This window comes from Luteibacter sp., assembly GCF_036499525.1.
Classification (GTDB): domain Bacteria; phylum Pseudomonadota; class Gammaproteobacteria; order Xanthomonadales; family Rhodanobacteraceae; genus Luteibacter.
In genome coordinates this window covers 28,070-52,920 of record NZ_DASYDO010000065.1, presented here as the reverse complement: position 1 = coordinate 52,920, position 24,851 = coordinate 28,070, and the positions used below count along the sequence as shown (strand labels likewise).

The 24,851-nt window shown below is 64.2% G+C and carries 25 protein-coding genes; all 25 read left to right on the top strand.

The annotated features are described in order from the left end of the window. Positions 1-155: 155 nt before the first annotated feature. The 25 genes from flgB (at position 156) to fliJ (ending at position 24,819) form a co-directional block, all read left to right on the top strand. The gene (flgB, locus tag VGM71_RS12980) at positions 156-575 is read left to right on the top strand and encodes a flagellar basal body rod protein FlgB (RefSeq protein ID WP_331545783.1); all 420 of its coding nucleotides are present in this window, start codon (positions 156-158) and stop codon (positions 573-575) included. Continuing rightward, complete coding sequence (flgC, locus tag VGM71_RS12975) at positions 572-985, top strand: flagellar basal body rod protein FlgC (protein WP_331545781.1); 414 nt, start codon at positions 572-574, stop codon at positions 983-985. The genes flgB and flgC overlap by 4 nt, the downstream gene beginning before the upstream one ends. A 10-nt stretch (positions 986-995) precedes the next feature. After that, positions 996-1,643 (top strand): flagellar hook assembly protein FlgD, encoded by a 648-nt coding sequence (locus tag VGM71_RS12970; RefSeq protein ID WP_331545779.1) that lies wholly within the window; start codon positions 996-998, stop codon positions 1,641-1,643. Between the two features lie 21 nt (positions 1,644-1,664). Then, complete coding sequence (flgE, locus tag VGM71_RS12965; RefSeq protein WP_331545777.1) at positions 1,665-2,891, top strand: flagellar hook protein FlgE; 1,227 nt, start codon at positions 1,665-1,667, stop codon at positions 2,889-2,891. A 40-nt stretch (positions 2,892-2,931) separates the two neighbouring features. Continuing rightward, a complete protein-coding gene (flgF, locus tag VGM71_RS12960; RefSeq protein WP_331545775.1) occupies positions 2,932-3,672 on the top strand; it encodes a flagellar basal-body rod protein FlgF in 741 nt (246 codons plus the stop codon). Between the two features lie 63 nt (positions 3,673-3,735). Then, the gene (gene flgG, locus VGM71_RS12955; RefSeq protein WP_331545773.1) at positions 3,736-4,521 is read left to right on the top strand and encodes a flagellar basal-body rod protein FlgG; all 786 of its coding nucleotides are present in this window, start codon (positions 3,736-3,738) and stop codon (positions 4,519-4,521) included. Positions 4,522-4,529: 8 nt separating this feature from the next. Next, on the top strand, positions 4,530-5,210 hold the full coding sequence (gene flgH / locus VGM71_RS12950; protein ID WP_331545771.1) for a flagellar basal body L-ring protein FlgH: 681 nt from the start codon (positions 4,530-4,532) through the stop codon (positions 5,208-5,210). Then, complete coding sequence (locus tag VGM71_RS12945) at positions 5,210-6,334, top strand: flagellar basal body P-ring protein FlgI (protein WP_331545769.1); 1,125 nt, start codon at positions 5,210-5,212, stop codon at positions 6,332-6,334. Before flgH ends, VGM71_RS12945 begins: the two co-directional genes overlap by 1 nt. A gap of 46 nt (positions 6,335-6,380) precedes the next feature. Continuing rightward, the gene (gene flgJ / locus VGM71_RS12940) at positions 6,381-7,331 is read left to right on the top strand and encodes a flagellar assembly peptidoglycan hydrolase FlgJ (RefSeq protein WP_331545767.1); all 951 of its coding nucleotides are present in this window, start codon (positions 6,381-6,383) and stop codon (positions 7,329-7,331) included. 37 nt (positions 7,332-7,368) lie between these two features. Continuing rightward, positions 7,369-9,243, top strand: coding sequence for a flagellar hook-associated protein FlgK (gene flgK, locus VGM71_RS12935; protein ID WP_331545765.1), 1,875 nt, complete (start codon positions 7,369-7,371; stop codon positions 9,241-9,243). A 2-nt stretch (positions 9,244-9,245) separates the two neighbouring features. Then, positions 9,246-10,445, top strand: coding sequence for a flagellar hook-associated protein FlgL (gene flgL / locus VGM71_RS12930; protein WP_331545763.1), 1,200 nt, complete (start codon positions 9,246-9,248; stop codon positions 10,443-10,445). A 235-nt stretch (positions 10,446-10,680) separates the two neighbouring features. Beyond that, positions 10,681-11,427 (top strand): hypothetical protein, encoded by a 747-nt coding sequence (locus tag VGM71_RS12925; RefSeq protein ID WP_331545761.1) that lies wholly within the window; start codon positions 10,681-10,683, stop codon positions 11,425-11,427. A 186-nt stretch (positions 11,428-11,613) separates the two neighbouring features. After that, positions 11,614-12,942: a flagellin gene (locus tag VGM71_RS12920; protein ID WP_414675129.1), complete on the top strand. Its 1,329-nt coding sequence runs from the start codon at positions 11,614-11,616 to the stop codon at positions 12,940-12,942. Positions 12,943-13,262: 320 nt separating this feature from the next. After that, complete coding sequence (locus tag VGM71_RS12915; protein WP_331545759.1) at positions 13,263-14,669, top strand: flagellin; 1,407 nt, start codon at positions 13,263-13,265, stop codon at positions 14,667-14,669. A 138-nt stretch (positions 14,670-14,807) separates the two neighbouring features. Then, positions 14,808-16,187, top strand: coding sequence for a flagellar filament capping protein FliD (gene fliD, locus VGM71_RS12910; protein WP_331545757.1), 1,380 nt, complete (start codon positions 14,808-14,810; stop codon positions 16,185-16,187). Between the two features lie 18 nt (positions 16,188-16,205). Then, complete coding sequence (gene fliS, locus VGM71_RS12905; RefSeq protein WP_331545755.1) at positions 16,206-16,622, top strand: flagellar export chaperone FliS; 417 nt, start codon at positions 16,206-16,208, stop codon at positions 16,620-16,622. Beyond that, positions 16,619-16,912 (top strand): flagellar protein FliT, encoded by a 294-nt coding sequence (locus VGM71_RS12900; protein WP_331545753.1) that lies wholly within the window; start codon positions 16,619-16,621, stop codon positions 16,910-16,912. The genes fliS and VGM71_RS12900 overlap by 4 nt, the downstream gene beginning before the upstream one ends. A 31-nt stretch (positions 16,913-16,943) precedes the next feature. Continuing rightward, a complete protein-coding gene (locus tag VGM71_RS12895; RefSeq protein ID WP_331545751.1) occupies positions 16,944-17,525 on the top strand; it encodes a PilZ domain-containing protein in 582 nt (193 codons plus the stop codon). Between the two features lie 289 nt (positions 17,526-17,814). After that, entirely contained in the window at positions 17,815-19,233 is a 1,419-nt protein-coding gene (locus VGM71_RS12890; RefSeq protein WP_331545749.1) for a sigma-54 dependent transcriptional regulator, read from the top strand. Positions 19,234-19,292: 59 nt separating this feature from the next. Then, positions 19,293-19,622 (top strand): flagellar hook-basal body complex protein FliE, encoded by a 330-nt coding sequence (gene fliE / locus VGM71_RS12885; RefSeq protein ID WP_331545747.1) that lies wholly within the window; start codon positions 19,293-19,295, stop codon positions 19,620-19,622. A 36-nt stretch (positions 19,623-19,658) separates the two neighbouring features. Next, positions 19,659-21,368 (top strand): flagellar basal-body MS-ring/collar protein FliF, encoded by a 1,710-nt coding sequence (gene fliF, locus VGM71_RS12880; RefSeq protein ID WP_331545745.1) that lies wholly within the window; start codon positions 19,659-19,661, stop codon positions 21,366-21,368. After that, positions 21,358-22,371, top strand: a complete 1,014-nt coding sequence (gene fliG / locus VGM71_RS12875; RefSeq protein ID WP_331545743.1) for a flagellar motor switch protein FliG — start codon at positions 21,358-21,360, stop codon at positions 22,369-22,371. The genes fliF and fliG overlap by 11 nt, the downstream gene beginning before the upstream one ends. Further along, entirely contained in the window at positions 22,371-23,027 is a 657-nt protein-coding gene (locus tag VGM71_RS12870; protein ID WP_331545741.1) for a flagellar assembly protein FliH, read from the top strand. The genes fliG and VGM71_RS12870 overlap by 1 nt, the downstream gene beginning before the upstream one ends. Continuing rightward, positions 23,024-24,385, top strand: a complete 1,362-nt coding sequence (gene fliI, locus VGM71_RS12865) for a flagellar protein export ATPase FliI (protein ID WP_331545739.1) — start codon at positions 23,024-23,026, stop codon at positions 24,383-24,385. Before VGM71_RS12870 ends, fliI begins: the two co-directional genes overlap by 4 nt. Next, positions 24,385-24,819 (top strand): flagellar export protein FliJ, encoded by a 435-nt coding sequence (gene fliJ, locus VGM71_RS12860; protein WP_331545737.1) that lies wholly within the window; start codon positions 24,385-24,387, stop codon positions 24,817-24,819. Before fliI ends, fliJ begins: the two co-directional genes overlap by 1 nt. Positions 24,820-24,851 lie beyond the last annotated feature (32 nt).

Sequence of the window (24,851 nt, the reverse complement as noted above, 5' to 3'; positions counted from 1 at the left end):
TGACTTCCATGCGCGTCGGATTTCCGGCGCCTGCGCGCTTTCGCTAGCTGCCCACCGCCTGAAACGGCGCCACGCCGCCATTTCACGTTCGTGCCCGAGGCATGGCACGCGAATTGCTCGAACCCCCTCGCCAAGGTCACAAGGGGGTAGGGCCCATGATCGACAAACCCGATGCATTGTTCGGCGTCCACGCGCAGGCCCTCGGCCTGTGGCAGCGCCGTGCCGAGGTGATTTCCTCGAACCTCGCCAATGCCGACACCCCGGGATTTCTGGCCCGCGACCTCGATTTCCGCAAGGTCATGCAGGCCGCCACGGGCGCGACAGAAGGCAATGCGTTGCCGATGACGGCCACCGAGCCAGGCCATATCGGGGGCAATCCCGCGGCCGCCCTGGCCGATGCCGACACGCTTGCCTACCGGGCACAGACCCAGCCGACGATGGACGGCAACACGGTCGATTCCCAGGTCGAGCAGGCCCAGTTTGCCGCCAACGCCATCCACTACCAGGCGTCGCTCGGCTTCATCAATGGCCAGATCCACACCATGCGCCTGGCCATCACCGGATCCGCCTCATGAGCCTGCTCAGGATTTTCGACGTCGCCGGTTCCGGCATGGCCGCGCAGTCCGCGCGCCTAAACACCACCGCCAGCAACATGGCCAACGCCGACAGCCTCGCCAGCAGCGAGGCGGCGGCGTACCACGCGAAGCAACCGCTGTTCTCGGCGGTGCAGCAGCAGGTCAACGGGCAGATGGAAAACGCCGGCGTGCGCGCGCTTGGCGTGACGGAAAGCCAGGCGCCCATCCAGTCGCGCTACGAACCGTCCAATCCGCTCGCGGACGCCGATGGCTATGTGTACTCGAGCAACGTCAACCCGGTCGACGAACTGGTCAACATGATCTCCGCGTCGCGCTCCTATCAGAACAACGTCGAAGTCATGAACAGCGCCAAGACGCTCATGCAGAAGACGCTGGACCTCGGCAAGTAAGGGCCCTCCCATGGCAGTCGATTCCGTCAACGGCAATTCCTCCTCCCAGCAGTCTTCTTCCAGCCAGCTGCAGCAGCAAACGCTGAGCCAGTCGGATTTCCTGAAGCTCATGGTCACGCAGATGACCAACCAGGATCCGACCAAGCCGATGGACTCCACGCAGATGGTGGCCCAGATGGCGCAGTTCTCGCAGGTGGCCGCCACCCAGGAACTGCAGCAGTCGTTCGACTCGCTCGCCTCCAACCTCACCGGCGACCAGTTCGTGCGCGCCTCCGCGCTGGTCGGAAAGGAAGTACTCGTGCCGTCCGCGGCGGGCAAGCTCACCGAAGGCGAACTCAACGGTGCCGTGAACGTCGGCACTTCGGGCACCTACGTGAACGTGCAGATCAAGGATTCGAGCGGCACCGTGGTTCGCACCATCCCGCTCGGCCAGCCGGATGCCGGGCTTGTCCAGTTTTCCTGGGACGGTAAATCCGACGACGGCACGCAGCTTGACGACGGCGTGTACCAGATTTCCGCCACTTCCGGCGGCGACGCGGTCGATACCTTCGTTCGCGGAAAAGTGGAAGGCGTCGGTGCCTCGGGCACAGACGGTACGTATCTGCAGGTGGCCGGCTACGGCGGCGCCCTGCTCAGTCAGATCGCGCAAATCCTGTAAGCCCCAGCAAGGACAATCACCATGCCATTCGATATCGCCCTCAGCGGGCTCAACGCGGCGTCCACCGATCTGGAAGTCACCGCGAACAACATCGCCAACGTGAATACTGTCGGCTTCAAGGGTTCGCGTGCCGAGTTTTCCCAGGTCTATTCGGTGGCAGGGGACAACCTCTCCGCCAATGCCGCCGGCAGCGGTGTGCGCCTGACCAACATCGCCCAGCAGTTCAGCGACGGCGATTCCACGCAGACCGGTAACTCCTACGATTTCGCCCTGAGCGGCGCGGGGTTTTTCACCCTCCGCGACGGCGCCGGCTACTCCTATTCGCGCGCCGGTAACTTCCATCCGGATCCCGACGGCAACATCGTCAATGCCACCGGCCAGTTCGTGCAGGCATATCCGCCCACGGCGTCGGGGGCTTTCGACACCAGCGCCCTGGCGGACCTGAAGATCACCACCGGATCGAGCCCGGCCAAGGCCACGACCGTCGTCAATCTCACGGCCAACCTCTCGTCCAGCGACACGCCACCGACCGGCGGCGTGTTCGATCCTACCGACGACAAGACCTACAACTACTCCTCGACGTTCCAGTCATACGACTCGCTCGGCGCCACGCATACGACCAACGTGTATTACGTGAAGGACGCGACCGATCCGAACACGTGGGCCGCCTATATGACGATCGACGGCACGCAGGTGGGAGGCCAGCAGCAGATTTCGTTCAGTTCGGGCGGTGCGATCACCGTCCCGGCGAACGGCAAGCTCGCCTTCGGCACGGTCTCGCCCAATCCCGGTGCCGCGCCATTGAACGTGACCGTCGACGTCAGCAAGGTCACCCAGTTCGGCGACAAGTACGCGACCACGGCGGCGCCTACCGACGGTTATGCCGCCGGCAAGTTTTCCAACATCGACGTGGCCAAGGACGGTACGGTGACGGCTGTCTATTCCAATGGCGAGAACGTCAAGCTGGGTCAACTGGCAATCGCCACGTTCGCCAACAACCAGGGTCTGCGGCAGCTCAACGATACCAACTGGGTGCCGTCGTCCGAATCGGGCCAGCCGGTTCGTGGCGTCGCCAATTCCGGTGACGTAGGCACGGTGCAGGCAGGTTCGCTCGAGGCCTCGAACACGGCCGACCTGACCGCCCAGCTGGTCAACATGATCAAGGCACAGCGCAACTACCAGGCGAATGCCCAGGTCATCTCGACCGACAACACGCTGACACAGACCATCATCAACATCCGTAATTAAGTCGCCGCGTCCACGCCCGACGATTCCCGAGGATCCCGCCATGGACCGTTCCGTATATGTCGCGATGACGGGCGCCACGCAGATCATGCGTGCGCAGGCCGAAGTCGCACACAACCTCGCCAACGCCAACACCGCCGGCTTCAAGGCGGAACTGTCGGCGTTCCAGAGCCTGCCCGTGCAGGGTGACGGCCTGCAGACGCGAATCAACGGCGTGGCCCAGGGCACCGGTTGGGATACCACTCCCGGCAACCACATGCAGACCGGTAACGATCTGGATATTTCGGTGCAGGGCGATGGCTGGATCGCCGTGCAGACAGCGGACGGCACCGAGGGCTATACGCGTGCCGGTAACCTGCGCATCGACGCCGACGGTTTGTTGACAGACATGCGTGGCAACGCGGTGTTGGGAGGCGGTGGCCCGATTACGATTCCCCAGGCGTCCAGCGTGAAGATCGGCTCGGACGGCACGATATCCGTCGTGCCGCTCGGCGAGTCGCCGGCCACCGTGGCCACCACGGACCGGATCAAGCTCGTCAACCCGGGCAACGACCAGCTGAGTTATGCCAGCGATGGCCTGATGCACATGAAAGACGGTACCCAGGCACCCGCGGACGCGAACGTGCGGGTGGATGCCGGTGCGCTGGAATCGAGCAACGTCAACCCGTCCGACGTACTGGTGAAGATGATTTCGCTCTCCCGCGAGTTCGAGATGCAGGTCCGTTCGATCAAGGCCGCCGACGAGAACGCCCAGTCGGCATCGAAATTGCTACAGGTGGGGTAACCGCCGCCACGCGACGAAAAACCGTCGCCGGCATGTAAAGCGCCCCGCGCGCAGGAGTCAACGATGTTCTCGTCCCTCTGGATCGCCAAGACCGGCCTCGATGCGCAGCAGACGCGCATGGACGTCGTGTCGAACAACCTGGCCAACACGAACACCACCGCCTTCAAGCGCTCGCGTGCGGAGTTCGAGGACCTGACCTACCAGAACCGCGGCCAGGCCGGCGCGCAGACGACCGAACAGACCCAGTCGCCCACCGGCTTCATGATCGGCACCGGTGTGCGGGTGGTGGGCACGCAGAAGATGTTCGAGCAGGGTGGCGTGCAGCAGTCGGACAACCCGCTGGACATGCGCGTGGACGGCCGTGGCTTCCTCCAGGTGACGCTACCGGACGGCACGGTGGGCTATACGCGCGATGGCGCCCTCAAGCAGGACCAGGACGGTCAGATCGTCACCAACGACGGTTACCCGCTGGAGCCGGCGATCACGATTCCCGCGAATGCAAAAACGATCAGCATCGGCACGGACGGCACGGTCAGCGTGACCACGGCGGCGAGCGCGGCGTCTCAGCAGATCGGCACCATCCAGCTCGCCGACTTCGTCAATCCCGCGGGGCTGGAGCCCCGGGGCGAAAACCTGTACCTGGAGACGGCAGCAAGCGGCGCGCCGCAGACCGGAACCGCCGGGCTCAACGGGCTCGGCTCCATCGAACAGAATTCCCTCGAAACGTCGAACGTCAACGTCGTCGAGGAAATGGTGAACATGATCGAGACCCAGCGCGCCTACGAGATGAACACGAAGGCTATCTCGGCAGCCGACCAGATGCTGCAGTTCATCTCCAACAAGACCTGAGACAGCCCATGAATCGTCTCTCCACCCGCTTCCTTGTCGCCGCGCTGCCGCTTCTCGCGCTCGGCGGATGCGCCATCGTGCCGCCTGCGCCGAAGCCCATGTACACGGCCACGCTGCCGGTGGAGCCGGCTGCTCAGCCGCAGGCCACGGGTTCCATCTACGCCGACCAGCAGTCGATGGAACTGTTCGCCGATCCGCGTGCGCATCGCATCGGCGACATCCTGACAATCACGCTCGTCGAGGCCACCCAGGCCAGCAAGAAGGCGGCGACCAGCACCAGCAAGAAGAACGGCAACACCATCACGTCGCCGACGATCCTGGGCCAGGGCCTGCGCATCGGCGGCAAGGCCGCCGACAGCTCGCTCGCCAGCAACAACGCCTTCGACGGCGACGGCTCGTCCAGCCAGAGCAACCAGCTCACCGGCGAGATCACCGTCACGGTGGCGCAGCGCCTGTCCAACGGCGCGCTGGTCGTGCGCGGCGAGAAGTGGCTCACGATCAACCAGGGCGAGGAGCTGGTGCGCATCTCCGGCATCGTCCGTCCGCAGGACATCGGCAACGACAACATCGTGCCGTCCAGCCGCGTCGCCGATGCCCGTATCGAATACGTGGGCAAGGGCACGCTGGCCGATTCGAACACGCGTGGCTGGCTGTCGCGCTTCTTCGACTCGAAGTGGATGCCGTTCTGATGAACGCTTTCGGTTCCCTTCGCCGCATCCTCCAGGCTTCCATCGCCGTGCTGGCGCTCGGCGCCATCCTGCCCGCGTACGCTGACCGCATCCGCGACCTTGTGCAGGTCGGTGGCGTACGCAGCAACCAGCTGATCGGGTATGGCCTCGTCGTCGGGCTCGACGGCAGCGGCGACCAGACCAGCCAGTCGCCGTTCACTACGCAGAGCCTGGAGAACATGCTCCAGCAGTTCGGCGTGAACGTGCCGCCCAACGTACGTCCGCAGCTGAAGAACGCCGCAGCGGTAACGATCACGGCCGAACTGCCGCCGTTCGCCAAGCCAGGCCAGCGCATCGATGTGACCGTCGCTTCGATCAGTAACGCGAAGAGTATCCGTGGTGGTGAACTGCTGATGTCGCCGCTGAAGGGCGCCGACGGGCAGGTGTATGCCATCGCGCAGGGTAGCGTCGTCGTGGGCGGCGTGAGCGCGCAGGGCAAGAGCGGCTCGAGCGTGCAGGTGAACATTTCCGCCAGCGGCCGCATTCCCGGCGGCGCAAGCATCGAGCGCAGCGTGGCGTCGTCCTTCGACAAGGGTGGCGACCTCATGCTCAACCTCAATACCGCCGATTTCACGACCGCCGCGCGTATCGCGCAGGCGGTGAATCAGAATTTCGGAGCCGGGACAGCTAACGCCATCGACTCGGCGTCGGTCGCCGTACGCGCGCCGCAGGACCCTTCCCAGCGCGTGGCCTGGCTGTCGACGATCCAGGCGCTGGAAGTCACGCCAGGCGACGCCCCGGCGCGGATCATCGTGAATTCGCGCACGGGGACGGTCGTGATCGGTTCCGACGTGAAGGTCGGTGCGGCCGCGGTGGCGCATGGCGCCATCCAGGTCACCATCAGCGAGCAGCCGCAGGTAAGCCAGCCGGCACCGTTCAGCCGCGGCCAGACGGCCGTCGTGCCGAACAGCCAGGTCGCCGTGAGCGAGGAAGGTGGCCACATGTTCAAGTTCGGTCCGGGTACCAGCCTGGACGCCATCGTGCGTGCGGTGAACCAGGTGGGCGCGTCGCCGAGCGACCTGATCTCCATCCTGCAGGCGCTGAAGGAATCCGGCGCATTGCATGCCGAGCTGGTGGTGATCTGAGATGGCCGCGCCAGTCGATACCCAGAGGCTCGGCACCTACACAGACATGTCCGCGTTCGCCGGCCTGCGTGCGGCCGCGCAAAAGGATTCCAAGACGGCCCTGCCGACCGTCGCGAAGCAGTTCGAATCGATCTTCACCCAGATGATGCTGAAGTCCATGCGTGACGCCAGCTCGGCACTCGGTGATGACATCATGGGGTCGCAGGCGGGCAACGCGTACCGCGACATGTTCGACCACCAGCTTTCGCTGACGCTTTCGCAGGGCAGGGGTATCGGCATCGCCGACATGCTCGTGCGCCAGCTTGGGGGCGCCCCGGCAAAGAGCCCGGCACCCAACGATCCGTTCGCCGACGTCACGGGTGACGCCGGTACCGTCGCCGCCGTGTCGTCGCCATCGGACCATGACAGTGGCCTCATGGATTCGCTCGAGCGCATGCTCGGCAGCGCCGGACGGGCCGTGGGCGAGGGTGCCGACACCGTTGTGGGTGCGGTCGGAAAGCTGTCCAGTCCGGAGGAGTTCGTACAGAAACTTGCGCCCCATGCCATCGAGGCCGCGAAGAAGCTCGGTGTCTCCGTACGCGCACTGCTGGCCCAGGCCGCCCTCGAGACAGGCTGGGGCAAGCACATGCCCGCGCAGGGCCACACATCCAGCTTCAACATGTTCGGCATCAAGGCTGGCAACAGCTGGGACGGCAAGCGCGTGAACGTGCCCACGCTCGAATACGAAGGCGGCGTGGCGGTGCGCAGGAAAGACAGCTTCCGCGCCTACGATTCACCGTCCGACTCGTTCAAGGATTATGCCGACATGGTTTCAAGCAGCCCCCGCTATGCGGCGGCGGTTGGACGCGGCGACGATGTGGCGGGGTTCGCCCATGCCCTCGTCAAGGGTGGCTATGCCACCGATCCCAGCTACGCGAAGAAACTCACCGATATCGCCAATGGTCCCGTCATGCAGCAGGCGCTCTCCGCGCTGAAGCACATCGCGGCCGGGCTTTGAGTAACGGGCCAACGAAGGATTAGAAAAGGAAACGACGATGGCCGATCTGCTTTCCACAGGTATTTCGGGTCTGCTTGCCTCGCAAGTCGGCCTGTCGACCGTGGGCCACAACATCAGCAACGTCAACACCGCCGGCTATACGCGGCAGACGACGACGTTCAACGCGCGCGCCCCTCAGTTCAGTGGCGGGTACTACATCGGACAGGGCGCCGACGCCGTCAGCGTCCAGCGTGCCTATAGCCAGTTCCTCACCCAGTCGGTGTGGTCGGCCAACTCCGGACAGAGCCGGGCCTTGCAGTACGCCGGTCTCACCGCGGCGGCCAATAATGCGGTCAGTGGCTCGGCCAACCTGCAATCAGCGCTCGATGGCTTCTTCGGGTCTGTGAACGATGTGGCCAATGCGCCGGTGGATACCGCCAGCCGGCAGGCACTGATCGGCAAGGCGAACTCCCTCGTATCCACGTTCCGCTCGCTGTCCTCGCAGTTCCAGCAGATCGACCAGCAGACGAATCAGGAGGTCAGCAACGCGGTCGACAGCATCAATAGCCTGGCAAAAAGCATCGCGGACCTCAATTCGCAGATCCAGAGGGCATCCGTGGGCGGCGCGGTGCCGAACGATCTTCTCGACTCGCGTGACCAGGCCATCTCGCAGCTGTCGCAGATCGTCGGCGTGAACGTCAGCCAGGGCAGCGACAACACCGTCACGATTTCGATCGGCAACGGCCAGCCACTGGTTAACGGTACCGACGCCACGCAGCTGTCTACCGTTGCGAACGCGTACGATGCCTCCCGCCTCGAAATTGCCGGACCGAGCGGATCGATCATCAGCGGCCAGTTCGGTTCCGGTTCCCTCGGCGCAACCTTCGATTTTCGCACCAACGTGCTCGACCCGGCGCGCAACCAGCTCGGTCGCGCGGCCATCGCCCTGACTGATGCCTTCAACAAGCAGCACGCGCAGGGCATCGACCTCAATGGCGACGCCGGCGGCAAATTTTTCAATATCGGCGATCCGGCCGTCTTCAACAGTACCGGCAATACCGGCAACGCTCAGGTCACGGCCAAGGTCACCGACGTGGGCAAGCTGGGTCCGTCCGATTACGTCATGCGTTTTGATGGCATGGCCTGGTCGGTCACGACCACGGCCGGCGTCACGGTGCCGTCCACCGGCACCGGCACCGCGACCGATCCGATCCTGATCGACGGCCTGGCCATCACCGTTCCGTCGGGTACACCCCAGGCCGGGGACAGCTTCCAGATCCAGCCGACGCGCAATGCCGCCTCCACCATGGGCGTGGCGATCAGCGACACGAACAAGATCGCCGCCTCTGGCCCGCTGGCGGCCAGCAAGGGCGCGACGAACACGGGCAAGGGCACCCTCGGCAACCTGACAGTTACCGACCCGGCCGACCCGGCGTTCAACACGCCGGTCGATATCGTCTTTACGTCGCCCACGACGTACACGGTCGGCGGTGGTCCGCCGCAGACCTATACGGATGGCGACACGATCACCGGGAACGGCTGGACGCTCAAGCTTTCCGGCGTGCCTGCCGCTAACGATACCTTCAGCGTGAAGCCGGCGGGATCGTCCAGCGGTGACAACGGAAACGCGCTCGCCCTGGCGGATGTCGCCAATAAGGGCGTGCTCGACAACGGCGTCACCACGGTAGGCAAGTCCTACAGCCAGCTTATCGCCCAGGTGGGTACGGCGGGCGCCCAGGCGAACACCGCGCTCGACGCGCAGCAGAGCATCCTCGACCAGGCCATGGCATCGCAGCAGAGCCTGTCCGGAGTGAACATGGATGAGGAAGCATCCAACCTGTTGCGTTTCCAGCAGGCATACGCGGCATCCGCGCAGGTCATCAACGCGGCGAACACGATTTTCGATTCCCTTATGAGCGCGGTGCGAGGCTGATCATGCGTATCTCCACTTCATGGGGCCAGCAACAGGCCGTCAATTCCATGCTGGACAGGCAGTACCAGCTGTCGCAGACCCAGCTTTCACTCGGCAACGGCAAGGCGATCCAGACGCCGGCGGACAATCCTTCCGCCGCGGCGCGCGCGGTCGACACGAACTCCGCCAGTAACCAGAACGACCAGTACACGCGCAACATCCAATCCGCGACGACGCGCCTCTCCGTGGAGGAGACGACGCTCAACGCGGCGAGCGACATCCTCGACCGCATACGCTCGCTCACGCTGGAAGGCGTGAACGGCACCCAGACCGACGAGTCGCGCGGGTCGATCGCCACCGAACTGCGCCAGACGCTCAAGCAGCTGGTGGCTCTCGGCAATACGAGGGACGGGCAGGGCGAATATATTTTCGCAGGCAGTCGTACGACGACGCAGCCATTCACCATAGATGGCCTCGCGGTGAGCTACGGCGGCGACCAGGACCAGCGCATGGTCGCGGCAGCCGCAGGGCTACAAGTTGCCACCGGCGACAGTGGGTCGGATGTCTTCATGGCCATCCGCGGCGGCAACGGTACCTTTGTCACAACCGCGGGCGGCGCCAATACCGGCACGGCCGTGGTCGGTTCCACGTCGGTCACCGATGCCTCCGCCTGGGATGGCGGCAACTATACGATCACCTTCACCACGGCTACGGATTACGAGATCCGCGACGCGTCTGCGCTTCCGACGGACCCGCCGATCGGCACCGGTACGTATACCGGCGAGACCGGCACCATCAATTTCAAGGGTGCGCAGCTCAATATCACCGGCACGCCGGCCGCGGGTGACACCTTCGCCGTGGGACCGTCGTCTTCGCAGGACGTCTTTTCCACGGTCGCGGGCATCATCAACGCGTTCGAGGCCCCGGGTGGCGGCGCGCCGATGAACAACCAGATCAATGCGCAGCTGCAGAACCTGGATCAGGCATCGACGAGCTTCCTCAATACGCGCACGAAAATCGGCGCACGCATGAACACGCTCGACCAGCAGGCGCAGATCGGCGACGACGTAAAACTGCAGTACAAGACGACGCTTTCCAACCTGCAAGACCTCGACTACGCCAGCGCCACGAGCCAGTTCATGCAGCAGCAGACGGCTCTGACTGCCGCGCAGCAGGCCTACGTAAAAATGCAAAACCTGACCCTGTTCAACTATCTCAAATAAGAAAGCTGATGTAGGAAGCGGATGTGAGTGGCCGCTTCAGAGGTAGTGGGTGCCAGCAACAACGATGCATCAAAGGCGGCCTCCGGGTCGCCTTTTTTTTTGCATTTCGGCCAGTGAAATCGCGCACATGCACATCCATCATCGCCGACACCGAGCTCATCCACCGCCGTCAACAAATCGCCGCCATTCCGTCGATTATCTGTTGGAAGTCGTATCGCCCAGGAGAGAGTCGATCATGAAGATGAATAAATCGTTGATTTCGACCAGTAGTCATATCCCACCCGACGTCCATCGGTCTGTCAGTACCTGCACCATTAGCAAGGCTGAGGCCGCTGGCGCCAAAAAAAATGTTGCTTCTTCTTTGGGGTGTGGAAGGAGCAACGTCTCCACAATGGCGCGTCAGTTGAGCGAATCAGCTTCCCGCGACGCTCCGCGTGACGGCATGAGTCACAAGATGCTCAGTTCACAAGCCGCAGTGATCGTTGACCACATTGTCGGTAGTACCTATTCGGCAAACAAGACTAAGCATGATGCCGAAGTGCCCGAAACTGACGACCCTGCTCTGCTGGAACGGGCCAGATGCGCCACGGATTTCGTAAATGGGAAATCCAGTAATCCTTTCGCGGGCATGTCGCAAGATCAGCTTGCCTTGATTGCCTATGACGAAGGTGGCGCTTTCACTGTCAATGAGCGCAACGCGGCGTGGTCCGAGGCATATTCCCAGGAAGAAGCATGGAGGCGGGATGCCGTTCAACGGGCTATGGATGAATACAACCGCACCGGCAAACTCACCAACTTCTTCACCGAAGTTCTGAATCACTACGAACGCTTACCCGCCATCGAGAAGGCGCGATACCCGGAGAACTACGCCAGTCAGTTGCGAAAAAGGATTGGTCAAGACTTCAACTTCATGACTCATCGGAACAAGGGTGTCTCGAACGCTGGCTCGCTCCCTCTGGAAGGGACGTCTTGTTCTCCCTAGCCTGACGTCTCAAGTCGAACGCTTACGCTCGGCCGATGGCGCCGCCGACGCAAATGTCGTCTCTCGCCTTCACCAACGTGCCGACTTTCGGTCGATTACCTCTTACGGCAAATCACACAGCCGCGGACATGCATCGCCGTCGCATTCATGCGGTGTGTCCGCCACGAGAGAAGGAAGGACATCGACATGGCGTTTACCATCAATACCAATATGGCGTCGTTCAACGCGCAGCGCTCGCTCGGGCTTACGCAGGGCAGGCTTGCGACGAGTTATCAGCGGCTTGGCTCCGGTTTTCGCATCAACAGTGCGAAAGACGATGCGGCAGGCCTTGCCATCTCGACGCGATTCACTACACAGATCAATGGTCTCGCCCAGGGCAAGCGAAACGCGAATGACGGAATTTCGGTGGCGCAGACCAGCGAAGGTGCACTGAACGAGATGACGGACAACCTCCAGCGGATACGCCAGCTGGCCCTGCAATCTCTCAATAGCTCTAATTCTGCGAAGGACCGCGGCGCCCTGAACGACGAGGTGGTCGTGCGGCTTGCGGAAATCAGCCGTATCGCGACGCAGACCAACTTCAATGGCATGAAGGTGCTTGATGGCAGCGGTGCCCGGCTGTCCTTCCAGGTGGGGGCTAACGTCGGCGACATCATCGAGATGCAGATAGATCAGGGGATGCGCGCCGATCAGGTCGGTCATGTAGCCGGCGGCGCCGTGGACCTTGAGTCCCACTTCAAGGTTTTCCAGCAGAAGCAGCTACCCCAGACGGACTGGACGGACGCCGGGGGGCAAGGGCTGGACGAACAGACTTATGAGGGCGTCAAGGTCGACTGGAAAGCTTACAAAGGCAGTACCGTGGACGATGCGCGGAACTTCCTCCAGGGCAAGCTGGGCGCCGGCTATAAGGTGGCCGTCAACGGTCAGGATCTCGATATCGAAAGCGTTGGGAAACGATTGAGGCTAGGCAAGGATGACCTCAGCTTCGCGACTGCCGATGGCGAGAAGGTGAATGTCGAGGGCTCCTTCCGCACTGTCCAGGAAGTCGCCAATATACTGAACGCGAATTCCCGCATCGGACTTTCCGCGTTTGTAGGAACGGATGGACAACTGCGTTTCAATTCCCGCTCTGATGTAACCGTCTCGGGTGCGCAGGCAGCGGCCTTGGGTTTTCAGGCCGATTACAAGGTGGATACGTCGGCCTCGCTGGCGGACGGCTCGGTACTTACCAAGGACGATGCCAATGCGCTCATTGCGCGCATCGATGCCAGCCTTGAATCCGTGAGTGGTGTGCGCTCCAAGCTCGGCGCTGTACAGAACCGCCTTGAGTCGACGATCCGTAACCTCGACAACATCCGGGGAAACCTGACTGAGTCCCGGACGTCCATCAGGGAAGCGGACATGGCAGAGGAGAGCGCTGAGAAGGCCATGGCGATGATCCTCCAGCAGTCCGGCATGTCCGTTCTCGCGCAGGCCAATGCTTCGCAACAGCTGGTCCTGAAACTGCTTGAATAGCGCTCTCGCGGGTCCAGTCGACCAGGAAAGGGAAAAGGGGCCGATGGCCCCTTTTCCCTTTCTTCAGCCTTCCATTCAGAAGTGTGAAATGGGTCCTAAACCCGGCGCGGGAGCGGCCGATAACTTCCCGGACAGAGCCACGGGCATCACGCCTACGCGGCCCTGATCAAGAAAGTTGTTGACAGGAAGAAATAGTCCTTAAGTTTCTACCCGGCGTGCCGTAAACCTCCATGAGGCGGAAGGCTTCCCTAACGGAACCCCGCCGGACTACGCCGCACAACCTCCGGCAATTCGGTTCCGCTTACAAAGGATCAAGACCCATGGCTCTGACCATCAACACCAACATCATGTCGCTGAACGCTCAGCGCAACCTGACCACCTCGCAGACGAAGCTGTCGTCGGCGATCGAGCGCCTGTCGTCGGGTAACCGCATCAACAGCGCGAAGGACGACGCCGCCGGCCTCGCCATTTCGACCCGCTTCACGACGCAGATCAACGGTCTGACCCAGGCTACCCGCAATGCCAACGACGGTATCTCGCTGTCGCAGACCACCGAGTCGGCGCTGGACGAAGTCACGAACAACCTGCAGCGCATCCGCGAACTCGCCGTGCAGTCGACCAACGCGTCGAACTCCTCCAGCGACCGCGCCGCGCTCGACGCCGAAGTGCAGCAGCGTCTGTCGGAAGTGACCCGTATCGCCACGCAGACCAACTTCAACGGCATGAAGGTCCTCGACGGTTCGTCGAAGAACCTCAGCTTCCAGGTCGGTGCGAACGTCGGTGAGGTCATCACCGTGGGTCTCGACAAGGGTGTGAAGGCCAACCAGATCGGCGAACTGGCCACCACCTCGGTGACCACGTCCTTTGCGCAAGACGGTCTCACCCTGGCCGCCGGCGACCTCAGCATCGGTGGCACGGATGTCGTCGGCAACTTCACGACCGCGCAGGACCTTGCCGACGCCATCAACGTCGCCTCTGGCGGCCTTGCCTCGGTTGTCGGCGGTGAAGTAAAGCTTACCAACACGTCCGCCGCCGCCATCGCGGTCGGTGGTAACGCAGCCGCCGGCTTGGGCCTGGCAGGCTCTCTCGCCGCCACCACCGGCACCGCCACCTCCACGGGTGTCGCTACCGCCGTGGCCGCCACGGGCACCGCGGCTCCAGTAACCATCGCCGACGGCGACCTCAAGATCAAGGTGGGCGATGGCGCCGAGTTCAATATCTCTGGCACGTTCAAGACCACGCAGGATGTCGCGGATGCGATCAACGCCAAGTCGTCGGAAGGTATCACCGCTTACGTCGGTACCGATGGCGCGCTGAAGCTGTCGTCGGCCCAGGCTTTCACGGTCACGGCCGCTGCCGGCAGCACGGCCGAAGACCTCGGCTTCGCAACGGGCGACATAGCGGTAACCGCGAGTACCTTGGCCGATTCCAGCGTTAAGTCGGTCGACGGCGCCAACGACACCATCAACCGCGTCGATGCCGCCCTGCAGTCGATCTCGGACCTCCGTTCGGATCTCGGCGCCGTGCAGAACCGTTTCGAGTCCACGATCTCCAACCTGCAGAACATCTCGCAGAACCTGACGGCCTCGCGTTCGGCCATCACGGATGCGGATTTCGCCCAGGAAACGGCCAACATGTCTTCGGCCCAGATCCTGCAGCAGGCCGGCGTCTCGGTCCTCGCCCAGGCGAACCAGAGCCAGCAGATCGTCCAGAAGCTGCTCCAGTAACCGATGTGAGACCGCCAGACCCGGGCTTTCCGGGTCTTGGCAGGGTAATTGCTTAGTTGTCACGGCTGGCGCTCGCGAGGGCGCCAGCCGTCGACAAATTGGCGCCCGAGGCAGTGAGGCGTCTTCAAGGAGAGCTTCATGGCCACGAATCCCGTCAACCTCGGTTCCAGTTCCATCGACGTCGCGTCGATCGTCAGCAACCTCGTCGCCAATAAGCGCAGCGCGCCGGACGCGAAGATCGCGGCCGATAAGCAAACCAATGCCACCCAGATTTCGGCGGTCGGCAATTTCACTTCGTCACTCACGAGCCTGCAGAGCGCGATCAAGGCGCTGACCAGCGGCAGCGCGTTCACGACGACGAAGACCTCGGTAGGCGATTCGACGATCCTCTCCGCCGCGGCCGACAGCACCGCGCAGCCCAACGTCTACAACGTCGTCGTCAACCAGCTGGCAACATCGCAGAAGACAACGTCCGGCGCGTTTCCCGACAGCAAGGCCGCGCTCGGCACGGGCAACATCACCATCTCCATCGGCGACAAGTCGATGAGCGTGGACATCGCGGACGGCGCGAATTCGCTGGAAACCATCCGCGACATCATCAACAAGTCCAAGGACAATCCGGGCGTCACCGCCAGCATTGTCACCGGCACCGATGGCGCGCACCTGGTGCTCACGTCCTCGGTCACCGGCAAGGACAACGCCTTCAAGGTCGTCACCAGCGGGGGCGATGGCAAGCTTTCCCAGCTGGATTTCGATCCGGCGACGGGTACGCCGACGGTCAAGGCGCAGGACGCCCTGTTCACGATCGACAACTTGCCCGCGAGCAGTCCGACGAATGTCGTCACGAAGGCGATCGACGGCGTGACCCTGACGCTGTCCAAGGTCTCTAAAAACCCCGACGGCAGCGTCAACCCCACCACCGTCACCATCACCAACGACACCAGCGCCGTCTCCGGTGCGCTGGGTTCCCTGGTGACCGCCTATAACGCCTTCATCTCGACATACCAGCAGCTGACCAAGTACGACGCCACCAACCAGCAGGTAGGGGCGCTGATCGGCGACGCCACGATCAACTCGATCAAGAGCCAGGTGTCCACCCTTGTCGGCTCGAAGTTCACCGGTAACGCCAGCGGTCCCACTTCCCTGAGTGACCTCGGCGTGTCCTTCCAGGTCGACGGCTCGCTCAAGCTGGATACCACCAAGCTCAACAAGGCGCTGGCCGACAACCCCAGGGAAACCCAGAACCTGCTCAGCGGGGATAACGGCATCGCGCCAAAGCTGGACAAGCTGATCACCAGCTGGACATCCAGCACGGGTATCCTCACCCAGCGCTCCAACAACCTGAATCAGAAGACGAAAGACCTTCAGGACCAGGCGGCCGACCTCGATCTGCGGATGCAGGATTACACCGATCAGCTGACCAAGCAGTACACGGCGCTCGACGCGATGATGACCAAGCTCGCCGGCACCAGCAGCTACCTCCAGCAGCAGTTCGACGCGCTCACGGCCAGCAAATAACAGAGGTCCAAGAGAGACATGGCACTCGGATATTCCCAGGGCGCAGGCGCCTACCAGCAGGTCCGCACGCAGGGCAGCGTCGAGACGGCCGACCCGCACGGCCTCATCACCATGCTCATGGACGGCGCACTTGAGCGCATGCGCTTTGCCCGCGGCTGCATCGCAACCGGCAACATCGCGGGCAAGGGCGAGGCCATTTCCAAGGCCATCGAGATCGTCGGCGCCTTGCAGGCCTCGCTGAACCCCGACGTGGCGACATCGCTCGTCGATCGGCTGGCGGCTCTTTACGACTACATGACCCGTCGCCTGCTCCACGCCAATCTGCACAGCGACAGCGAGGCCATCGATGAGGTGAGCCGCCTGCTCAGCCAGATCCGCGAGAGCTGGGTGGCCATTCCTGCCGAGGCCCGCCAGCCGGTGGGAGCCGGGGCGTGACGGACGCCTGGTGCGACCTCGACCGGGTGCTGGACCTGACCGAGTCGATGCACGCCGCCGCCAGCGAAGGCCGCTGGGACGAACTCGCCGCGCTCGAGTCCGTACGCGAACCGATCCTTCGCAGCGGCGCCATGCGACCGGCACCAGAAACACTGGAATCGCTGAAGTCCATCATGCTGCTTGATGGCCTCATCAAGGACCTCGTGTCCGTCGCCCGCGACGAAGCGGCGGTGGCATGGGACGCGTCCCGTCGCGTGCGCCGCGCCGTGGCCGCGTATAGTTCGTTCTGAGCGGTAACCTTCTGCTGTGGGGAGTGGGCGCATGAGCGACGAAGGCTGGAAGGCATTCTCCGATCGGGTCGCGTGGGACGCCGCGTTCCATGCCACCTGCGAAGCCGCGTCCCGGCCCGATGCCGCCGCGCTGGCGCTTATCAACGACCGTAATGCCAGCGTACTGGTCGCCGTCTCGGCACTCATGGAGCGTCGCGCCGACAGCGCCGAAGACGACAGTCCGCTTTCCCACGAAGTGGCCCGGCTGGACGCGAAGCTCAATGTCCTGATGGAGATCGTGAACCGACTGCTGCTTCCTCAGTCCGGCCTGCCGCCGCGGATCCCGCTTCGTTTCAACGCCGCCGGGGCCGTGCTGCCCTGGGCCGGTCTGCCGCCGGTCGGCCAGTCCGTCATGCTGAATATCCACTTCGATACCTGCCAGGCTTTGCCCCTGGAGCTTCCGGGCATGCGCCTCGCCGGGCCCACCGACGGCAAGGGTTTCGTCGGCTTCGAAGGGCTTTCCGAAGCCGTTCGCGACGGTATCGAACGCCTGGTTTTCCGCCAGCACCGGCGCCAGGTCGCCGAGGCACGGGCGCAGGCGCGCCCCATGGAAGGCGGTTCCGAAGCGATGTGACCTTTTACGTCACGTGACGTAAGAACGTCGCGTGGCGTCCCGCGTCACATTCGTGACGCCGTCCGTCACGCCTGACGGAGCCGACGTCCGGCCAGGGCTCGGCTGATTTCCGGAGCGGTTTACCCCACACGCCTGAACACCGCGTCACCACGTCAATTTCCGATTGTGTGCGTCGGAATTCCGGCGTTGGCACGCTCCTTGATTGATACCTTGCAACGAAGCCGACGGGATTCCAGCGCGGACCCCCGCTCGAGCCCTTCGATCCAAACGCTAACGCGAGGTGTTCCCGGTGAAGTCTTCCCAGTTTCTCGTTGTCGAGTCCGACGCCTCCCGCGCCGAAAGCGTCGTTTCCGCGCTCGCTTTCCTGGGCTACCGCCCGGTACTCGCCAGCCGCCTGCAGCCGGCGGAGATCGCCGAGAACTGGCGCGGCGTGTACGTCGGCTCGGTAGAGGACGAGAACGAACTGGAAGGCTTCCTCGCCGCCATCGGTCGCGGTGTAAAGAACCTGCCGATGCTGGTCGCCGCGGATTCGCCGCTGGCCACCTCACTGATCGCCGACGACACGCGCAGCAACAGTGTCGAACTGATCGACATGCCGCTTCGCTACGAGCGTCTTTCCGAAGCCCTGCGTGCCCTGCAGTCGCGCATGGAGCCGGTGCACTCCAGCCGCCGTTTCGTCGGCCAATCCGGTCCCATGCAACGGGTGAACGGGCTGATCCGCCAGGTCGCACCGTTCGATTCCAGCGTGCTCGTGCTTGGCGAATCCGGCAGCGGCAAGGAACTGGTTGCCCGCACCATTCACGACTGCTCGCCGCGCCGTGACAAGCCGTTCGTCGCGATCAACTGCGGCGCCATTCCCGCCGAGCTGCTCGAAAGCGAACTGTTCGGCCACGAAAAAGGTGCGTTCACCGGCGCCATCAACACCCGCAAGGGCCGTTTCGAGATGGCCGAGGGCGGCACGCTGTTCCTGGACGAGATCGGCGACATGAGCCTGCCGATGCAGGTAAAGCTCCTCCGCGTGCTGCAGGAGCGCGTGTTCGAGCGTGTCGGCGGCAACCGCCCGCAGCGCTGTGACGTACGCATCATCGCCGCGACCCATCGCGATCTCGAGAGCGCGATCGAGCGGGGCAGCTTCCGCGAAGACCTGTTCTACCGCCTCAGCGTGTTCCCCCTGGAAATGCCGCCGTTGCGCCAGCGCCTGGAAGACCTGCCGGCGCTCATCGGCGAGTTCAACCAGCGCCTGGTTCAGCGCGGCCTGTCGTCCGTCCGTTTCACGCCCAGCGCCATGGGCGCCCTCTGCCGCCATGGCTGGCCGGGCAACGTGCGCGAACTGTCGAACCTGGTCGAGCGCATGGCCATCCTCATGCCGCACGGCGAAGTCCGCGCCGCCGACCTGCCGGAGAAGTACCGCGGCGCGCTGCCGGTGGAAGAAGTTTCCGGGGCCGCGCTCATCGCCATGATGGAAGCCGAGCCGGAAGTCACCGAGTCCTTCGGTTATGTGGGGGAGGGCGATCCCTCCGTTCTGCCGCACGGTGGCCTGGACCTGAAGGACCACCTCGCGGGCATCGAGATCGGCCTGATCCGTCAGGCACTGAATTCGGCCAACGGCGTCGTCGCCCACGCGGCCAAGCTGCTTCGCGTCCAGCGCACCACGCTGGTGGAGAAGCTGCGCAAGTACGGCCTTTCCGAGACCGTCCAGGCAGGCTGATCGTTGGCACAGGACGTGCATCGGGTGTCTGAAACCCGATAACGCGTTGGAAAACCGTCATGACCACGATCGACGTCAACAGCCTCCTGCTCCAGATGCGCCGCATCAGCGCGCAGACCGAGATGCCCGCGCTGCGTGGCGTCGGGGAGGCGGCTCCGGCGCAGAAGGGTGCGTTCGGCGACCTGCTGAAGCAGTCGATCGAAGGTGTGGCGGAGAGCCAGGGCAAGGCGGCGAAGATGGCTTCCGCGTTCGAGCGCGGCGACCCGGGCATCGATCTGGCCCAGGTCATGATCCAGGGACAGAAGGCCGATCTTTCGTTTCGCGCGATGACCGAAGTGCGCAACAAGATGGTCGATGCCTACAAAGAAATCATGAACATGTCGATCTGATCGACGTGAGCGCAATGACAGGATTCGAGTCGAACCATGGCAGATAACGGCGTCGTCACCACGGACAGCAACGCGGCTTCGCGCATGCACTCGCTGAAGTCGCTGGCGCAGACGCCCGCGGCGCGTCAGCTCTTCATGCTCGCGGGAATCGCTGCCGCCGTCGCCATCGGCATCGCCGCGGTGATGTGGTCGCGTGCGCCGAACTACGGGCTGCTTTACGGCGGCCTGGAGCAGAGGGACGCCGCCGCCGTCACCCAGGCATTGCAGGCCGGCAATACCCAGTACACGCTGAGCGCCGACGGCGGCTCGATCTTCGTTCCCGCCGCCGACGTGGCGGGCATCCGCCTGAAACTTGCCGGTCAGGGCCTTCCGCAGGGCAGCGCCGCCAGCGCGGTGCCGCAGGTGGATTCGCCGTTCGGCATGAGCGACATGGCCGAGCGCAGCCACTACCAGTCGATGCTCGAGAGCGATCTCTCGAACACCATCGCCGGCCTGCAGTCGGTGCGTGCCGCCCGCGTGCACCTGGCCCTGCCCAAGCCCTCCGCCTTCATCCGCGACAACAAACCGGCCAGCGCGTCGGTGGTCGTCACGCTGTATCCCGGCCGCCAGCTTGACCAGGGCCAGGTCGCCGCCATCGTCCATCTCATCGCGGCCAGCGTGCCGGGGCTCGATACCCGCCAGGTGTCGGTGATCGACCAGGGCGGCAACCTGCTTACCGTCAGCGATCCGGATAGTGCACAGGCCATCGGCGATAATCGCCTGCGCCTGTCCAACCGCATAGAGGCCACCTATACGCAGCGCGTGGAAGACCTGCTCACGCCTCTCGTCGGCGCAGGCAAGGTGCGCGCCCAGGTCTTCGCCGATCTCGATTTCTCGCAGACCGAAAAGGCCAGCGAAACCTTCAACCACGACAACCCGGCGCTGCGCAGCGAGCAGACCAGCAGCGACACGCGTACCGAGCCGGCGACTAATGGCGGCGTGCCGGGCGCGCTCAGCAACCAGCCGCCGAACACCGGCGCCAATGCCACGGCGGCGAACCCGGCCGCGGGTGGCAAGCCCGGCGCGCAGGCGTCCACCACGCAGACCTCCCGGCAGACCCCGACGCAGAAGACCGAAAACGCCACGCGTAACTACGAGCTTGATCGCACGGTGAGCCACGTGACCGATCCGGCGGGCAAGGTCTCGCGCTTGTCGGTGGCCGTGGTGGTCGACAACAAGCAGGTGCCCGACAAGGACGGCAAGATGAAGAGCGTGCCGTTCACGCCGGAAGAACTGTCGCGCCTGACCGAACTCACCAAGAACGCCGTGGGCTTCAGCGCCGCGCGCGGAGACAGCGTCAGCGTCATCAACGAGCCGTTCCGCGGAAATATCGCCGAGGACACGCCGCAGGGCACGCCGTTCTGGGAACGTCCGGGCATGCTCGACCTCATCAAGCAGGGCCTCGGCGTGATGATCGCGCTGATCGTGGGCTTCTTCGTGCTGCGCCCCATCCTGAAGGGCCTGCTGAAGCCGGCGCCGCTGGCCATGAACAACGTCGCGCTCGCCGGCCCGATGCCGACGGTGTCGGTGCTGGTGGACGACGACGACATGACACCGGACCGCGTGTCCACCTCGCAGGCCCAGCTCGGTTCCCCCGCGCTGTTGGCTTACGAACAGAAGGTCGGCCTTGCCAAGCGCATGGCGGCCGAAAATCCGAAACAGGTGGCGCAGGTTGTGAAGAGCTGGGTATCCGACGATGGCGGCTGAACAGAAAGAGGCCCTTACGGGCGCACAGAAGGCGGCGATCCTTCTCCTCACCCTGGGTGAGGAGGACGCGGCGTCCATCCTGAAGCATCTCGGCGCGCGCGACGTGCAGGCCGTGGGCACGGCGATGGCCGCGCTGAAGAACGTCAGCAAGGAGCAGGTCGACCAGGTGCTTACCAAGCTCCAGGAAGACGTGGGCCAGCACACCTCCATCGGCGTCGGCACCGAGGAATACATCCGCCGGATCCTGGTCAACGCACTGGGCGAGAACAAGGCGGGCGGCCTCATCGACCGCATTCTTCTCGGCCGCAGCAGCAAGGGCCTGGAATCGCTGAAGTGGATGGAGAGTCGCGCCATCTCCGAGATGATCGGCCAGGAGCACCCGCAGATCATCGCGCTGGTGTTGGCCCACCTCGAATCGGACCAGGCTGCGGAAGTGATCGGCTACCTGCCCGCGCGCACGCGCAGCGACGTCGTCATGCGCATCGCAACGCTCGACGGCGTGCAGCCGCATGCGCTGAACGAGCTGGACGAAATCATGGAGCGCCAGTTCTCCGGCAACTCCACCAAGCTGAAGTCGGCCACCGTGGGTGGACTCAAGGCCGCGGCGGACATCCTTAATGCCATGGAAACCTCACGTGAGGTCGAGCTGATGGCTTCCATCCGCGGCATCGATTCCGGCCTGGGTGAACGCATCGAAGAACTGATGTTCGTCTTCGACGACCTTGCCGAGCTCGATGACCGCAGCATGCAGACGTTGCTGCGCGAAGTGCCGTCGGCGCGCCTCATCACCGCGCTGAAGGGCGCGGAAAGCGCCATCCGCGAGAAAATATTCGCGAACATGTCCAAGCGTGCTGCCGACATGCTGCGCGACGACCTGGAGGTCAAGGGACCGGTTCGCCTCTCCGAGGTGGATGCGGCGCAGAAGGAAGTGCTTGCCACGGCGCGCCGTCTGGCTGACGCGGGCCAGATCAATCTCGCCGGCGGCGGGGAAGAGTTCGTCTGATGAGTCTCACCTCGATCCTCGCGCGGGAGCGTGTCGCCCAGTTCGAACGTTGGGAATTGCCCGTCGTCGGGGCGGCCGAGACGCGCGCCGCCGACGTGCCGGACGAGGGCCCGCAGCGGCCGACGGTCGCCGAGATCGAGTCGATCGAGCGGCAGGCTCGCGAGGAAGGCTTCAACGCCGGCCTCAACGAGGGCAGGGCGATGGCGAAGCGCGAACTGGCGGCCCAGGTGGCCCGGCTCGAGGCCTTGTTTGCCGCCGTGGAGCGGCCTTTTGCCGATCTGGACAACGATGTTGCCGGCGATCTCGCGCTGCTGGCGACCACCATTGCCGAGCGCGTGCTCGGCTACGAACTGGTCACCCGGCCCGAGAAGATCCTCGAGGTGGTACGGCAGGCTGTCGACGCGCTGCCAGCTGCCACCCGTCACCTGAAAATTCATCTCCATCCCGCCGATGCCGGCATCGTTCGCGAGCATCGTTCTTCGCTCGATCACGAAGGCACGGTCGTCGACGATCCGGCGCTGGAACGCGGCGACGTGCGTCTGGAAAGCGAGCACTCCCGTCTCGATGCACGTGTGCGAACGCGCCTGGTCGCCGTGATCGACAGCGTGCTGCAGGGGCGTGACGGTTTCCAGGACGGTGAGGCGGAGGCGCCGTGAGCGCCGAAAACCACGTGTCAGCGCGCAATGCGCACTGGCGTGAAGCCCTCGCCGCGCAGCGTGCGAACGCGGAACACGTCAGGCCGCTGCAGGCCGAAGGCAAGTTGCGTCGAGTCGTCGGGCTGACGCTCGAAGCCGTGGGATGCGAAGCGCCTGTGGGCGCGCGCTGCATGGTTGCCGGTGCTGACGGCAAACAACTCGAGACTGAAGTCGTCGGTTTTTCGGACGGCCGTCTTCTATTGATGCCTACCGGAGAAATGCACGGCGTGCTGCCGAACGCCCGCGTCACCCCGGTAGCCGCTGTTTCCGGTATTCCGGTGGGCGATTCCCTGTTGGGTCGTGTGATCGGGTCCGATGGCGTGCCGCTCGACGGCCAGGGGCCGTTGCTGGCGCGCGAGCGCGTGCCGCTGCGCCGCGAGCCGATCAATCCCATGATGCGCCAGCCGATCGACACCCCGCTGGACACCGGCGTGCGTGCGATCAACGCCCTTCTCACGGTAGGACGCGGCCAGCGCATCGGCCTGTTCGCCGGCTCCGGCGTCGGCAAGTCCACCCTCATGGGCATGATGACGCGCTTCACCAACGCGGACGTCGTGGTCGTGGGGTTGATCGGCGAGCGCGGCCGCGAAGTGAAGGAATTCGTCGACCATACGCTGGGCGAGGAAGGCCGACGCCGCGCGGTCGTCATCGCCGCGCCGGCCGACGCGCCGCCGTTGTCGCGCCTGCGCGGTGCGCAGGTGGCTACCGCCGTGGCCGAGCATTTTCGCGACCAGGGCAAGCGCGTGCTGCTGTTGATGGATTCGCTTACGCGGTATGCCCAGGCGCAGCGCGAGATCGCGCTGGCCATCGGCGAACCGCCGGCGACGAAGGGCTACCCGCCGTCTGTCTTTGCGATGCTGCCCGCGCTGGTCGAGCGCGCCGGTAACGATGCGGAAGGCCGGGGCTCCATCACCGCCTTCTACACCGTGCTGACCGAGGGCGATGATTACCGCCATGATCCGATCGCCGATTCGGCGCGCGCGATCCTCGACGGCCATATCGTGCTTTCGCGCGACCTGGCCGAGGCCGGTCATTACCCGGCCATCGACATCGAAGCTTCGATCAGCCGCGTCATGCCTGCCGTGGTGACGAAGGAACACATGCGTTCGGCGCAGCGCTTCCGCCAGGTCTACTCGGCCTACCGGCAGCAGCGCGACCTCATCGCCGTGGGTGCCTACCAGAAGGGCAGCGACCCACGTACCGATGAGGCGATCGCGCTCCATCCGCGTCTATCGGCCTTCCTCCAGCAGGAAACCGACGAGCCGGTGACCCTCGAGGATGCCGAGGCCGGTCTCGCCGAATCCACGCGGGTGACCTGATGCCCTCGCGCGCCGACCGCCTGCAACCCGTCGTGGACCTTGCCGCCGAGAAGGCCAAGGACGCCACGCGCGCGCTCGCTACGCAGCAGCGCGCGCTGGCCGATGCCGAACACCAGCTCGTGGAGTTGCGCCGCTACCGCAACGAGTACGCCGAAATGCCGAGCGGCATCGGCGTCGGCGCGTTGCTGAACCGGCAGCAGTTCCTGCTGAAGATCGACATGGCCATCGTCCAGCAGCTCAGCGAGGTCCAGCGCCGAGAAAGCGCCCTCGATCGCGCCCGCAAGGACTGGACCGACGCTCGCGGCCGCGCGAAGGCGCTGGACACGGTAACCACGAAATATCGCGAGCAGGAACGCAAGACGCAGGATCGCCGCGAGCAGGAGCAGGCCGACGAGCGCTCGCAATACCGCCGTCCGCCAAGAAGCGAGAGCTGACGTGTCCGAACGCCGGCATCTCCAGACGAACG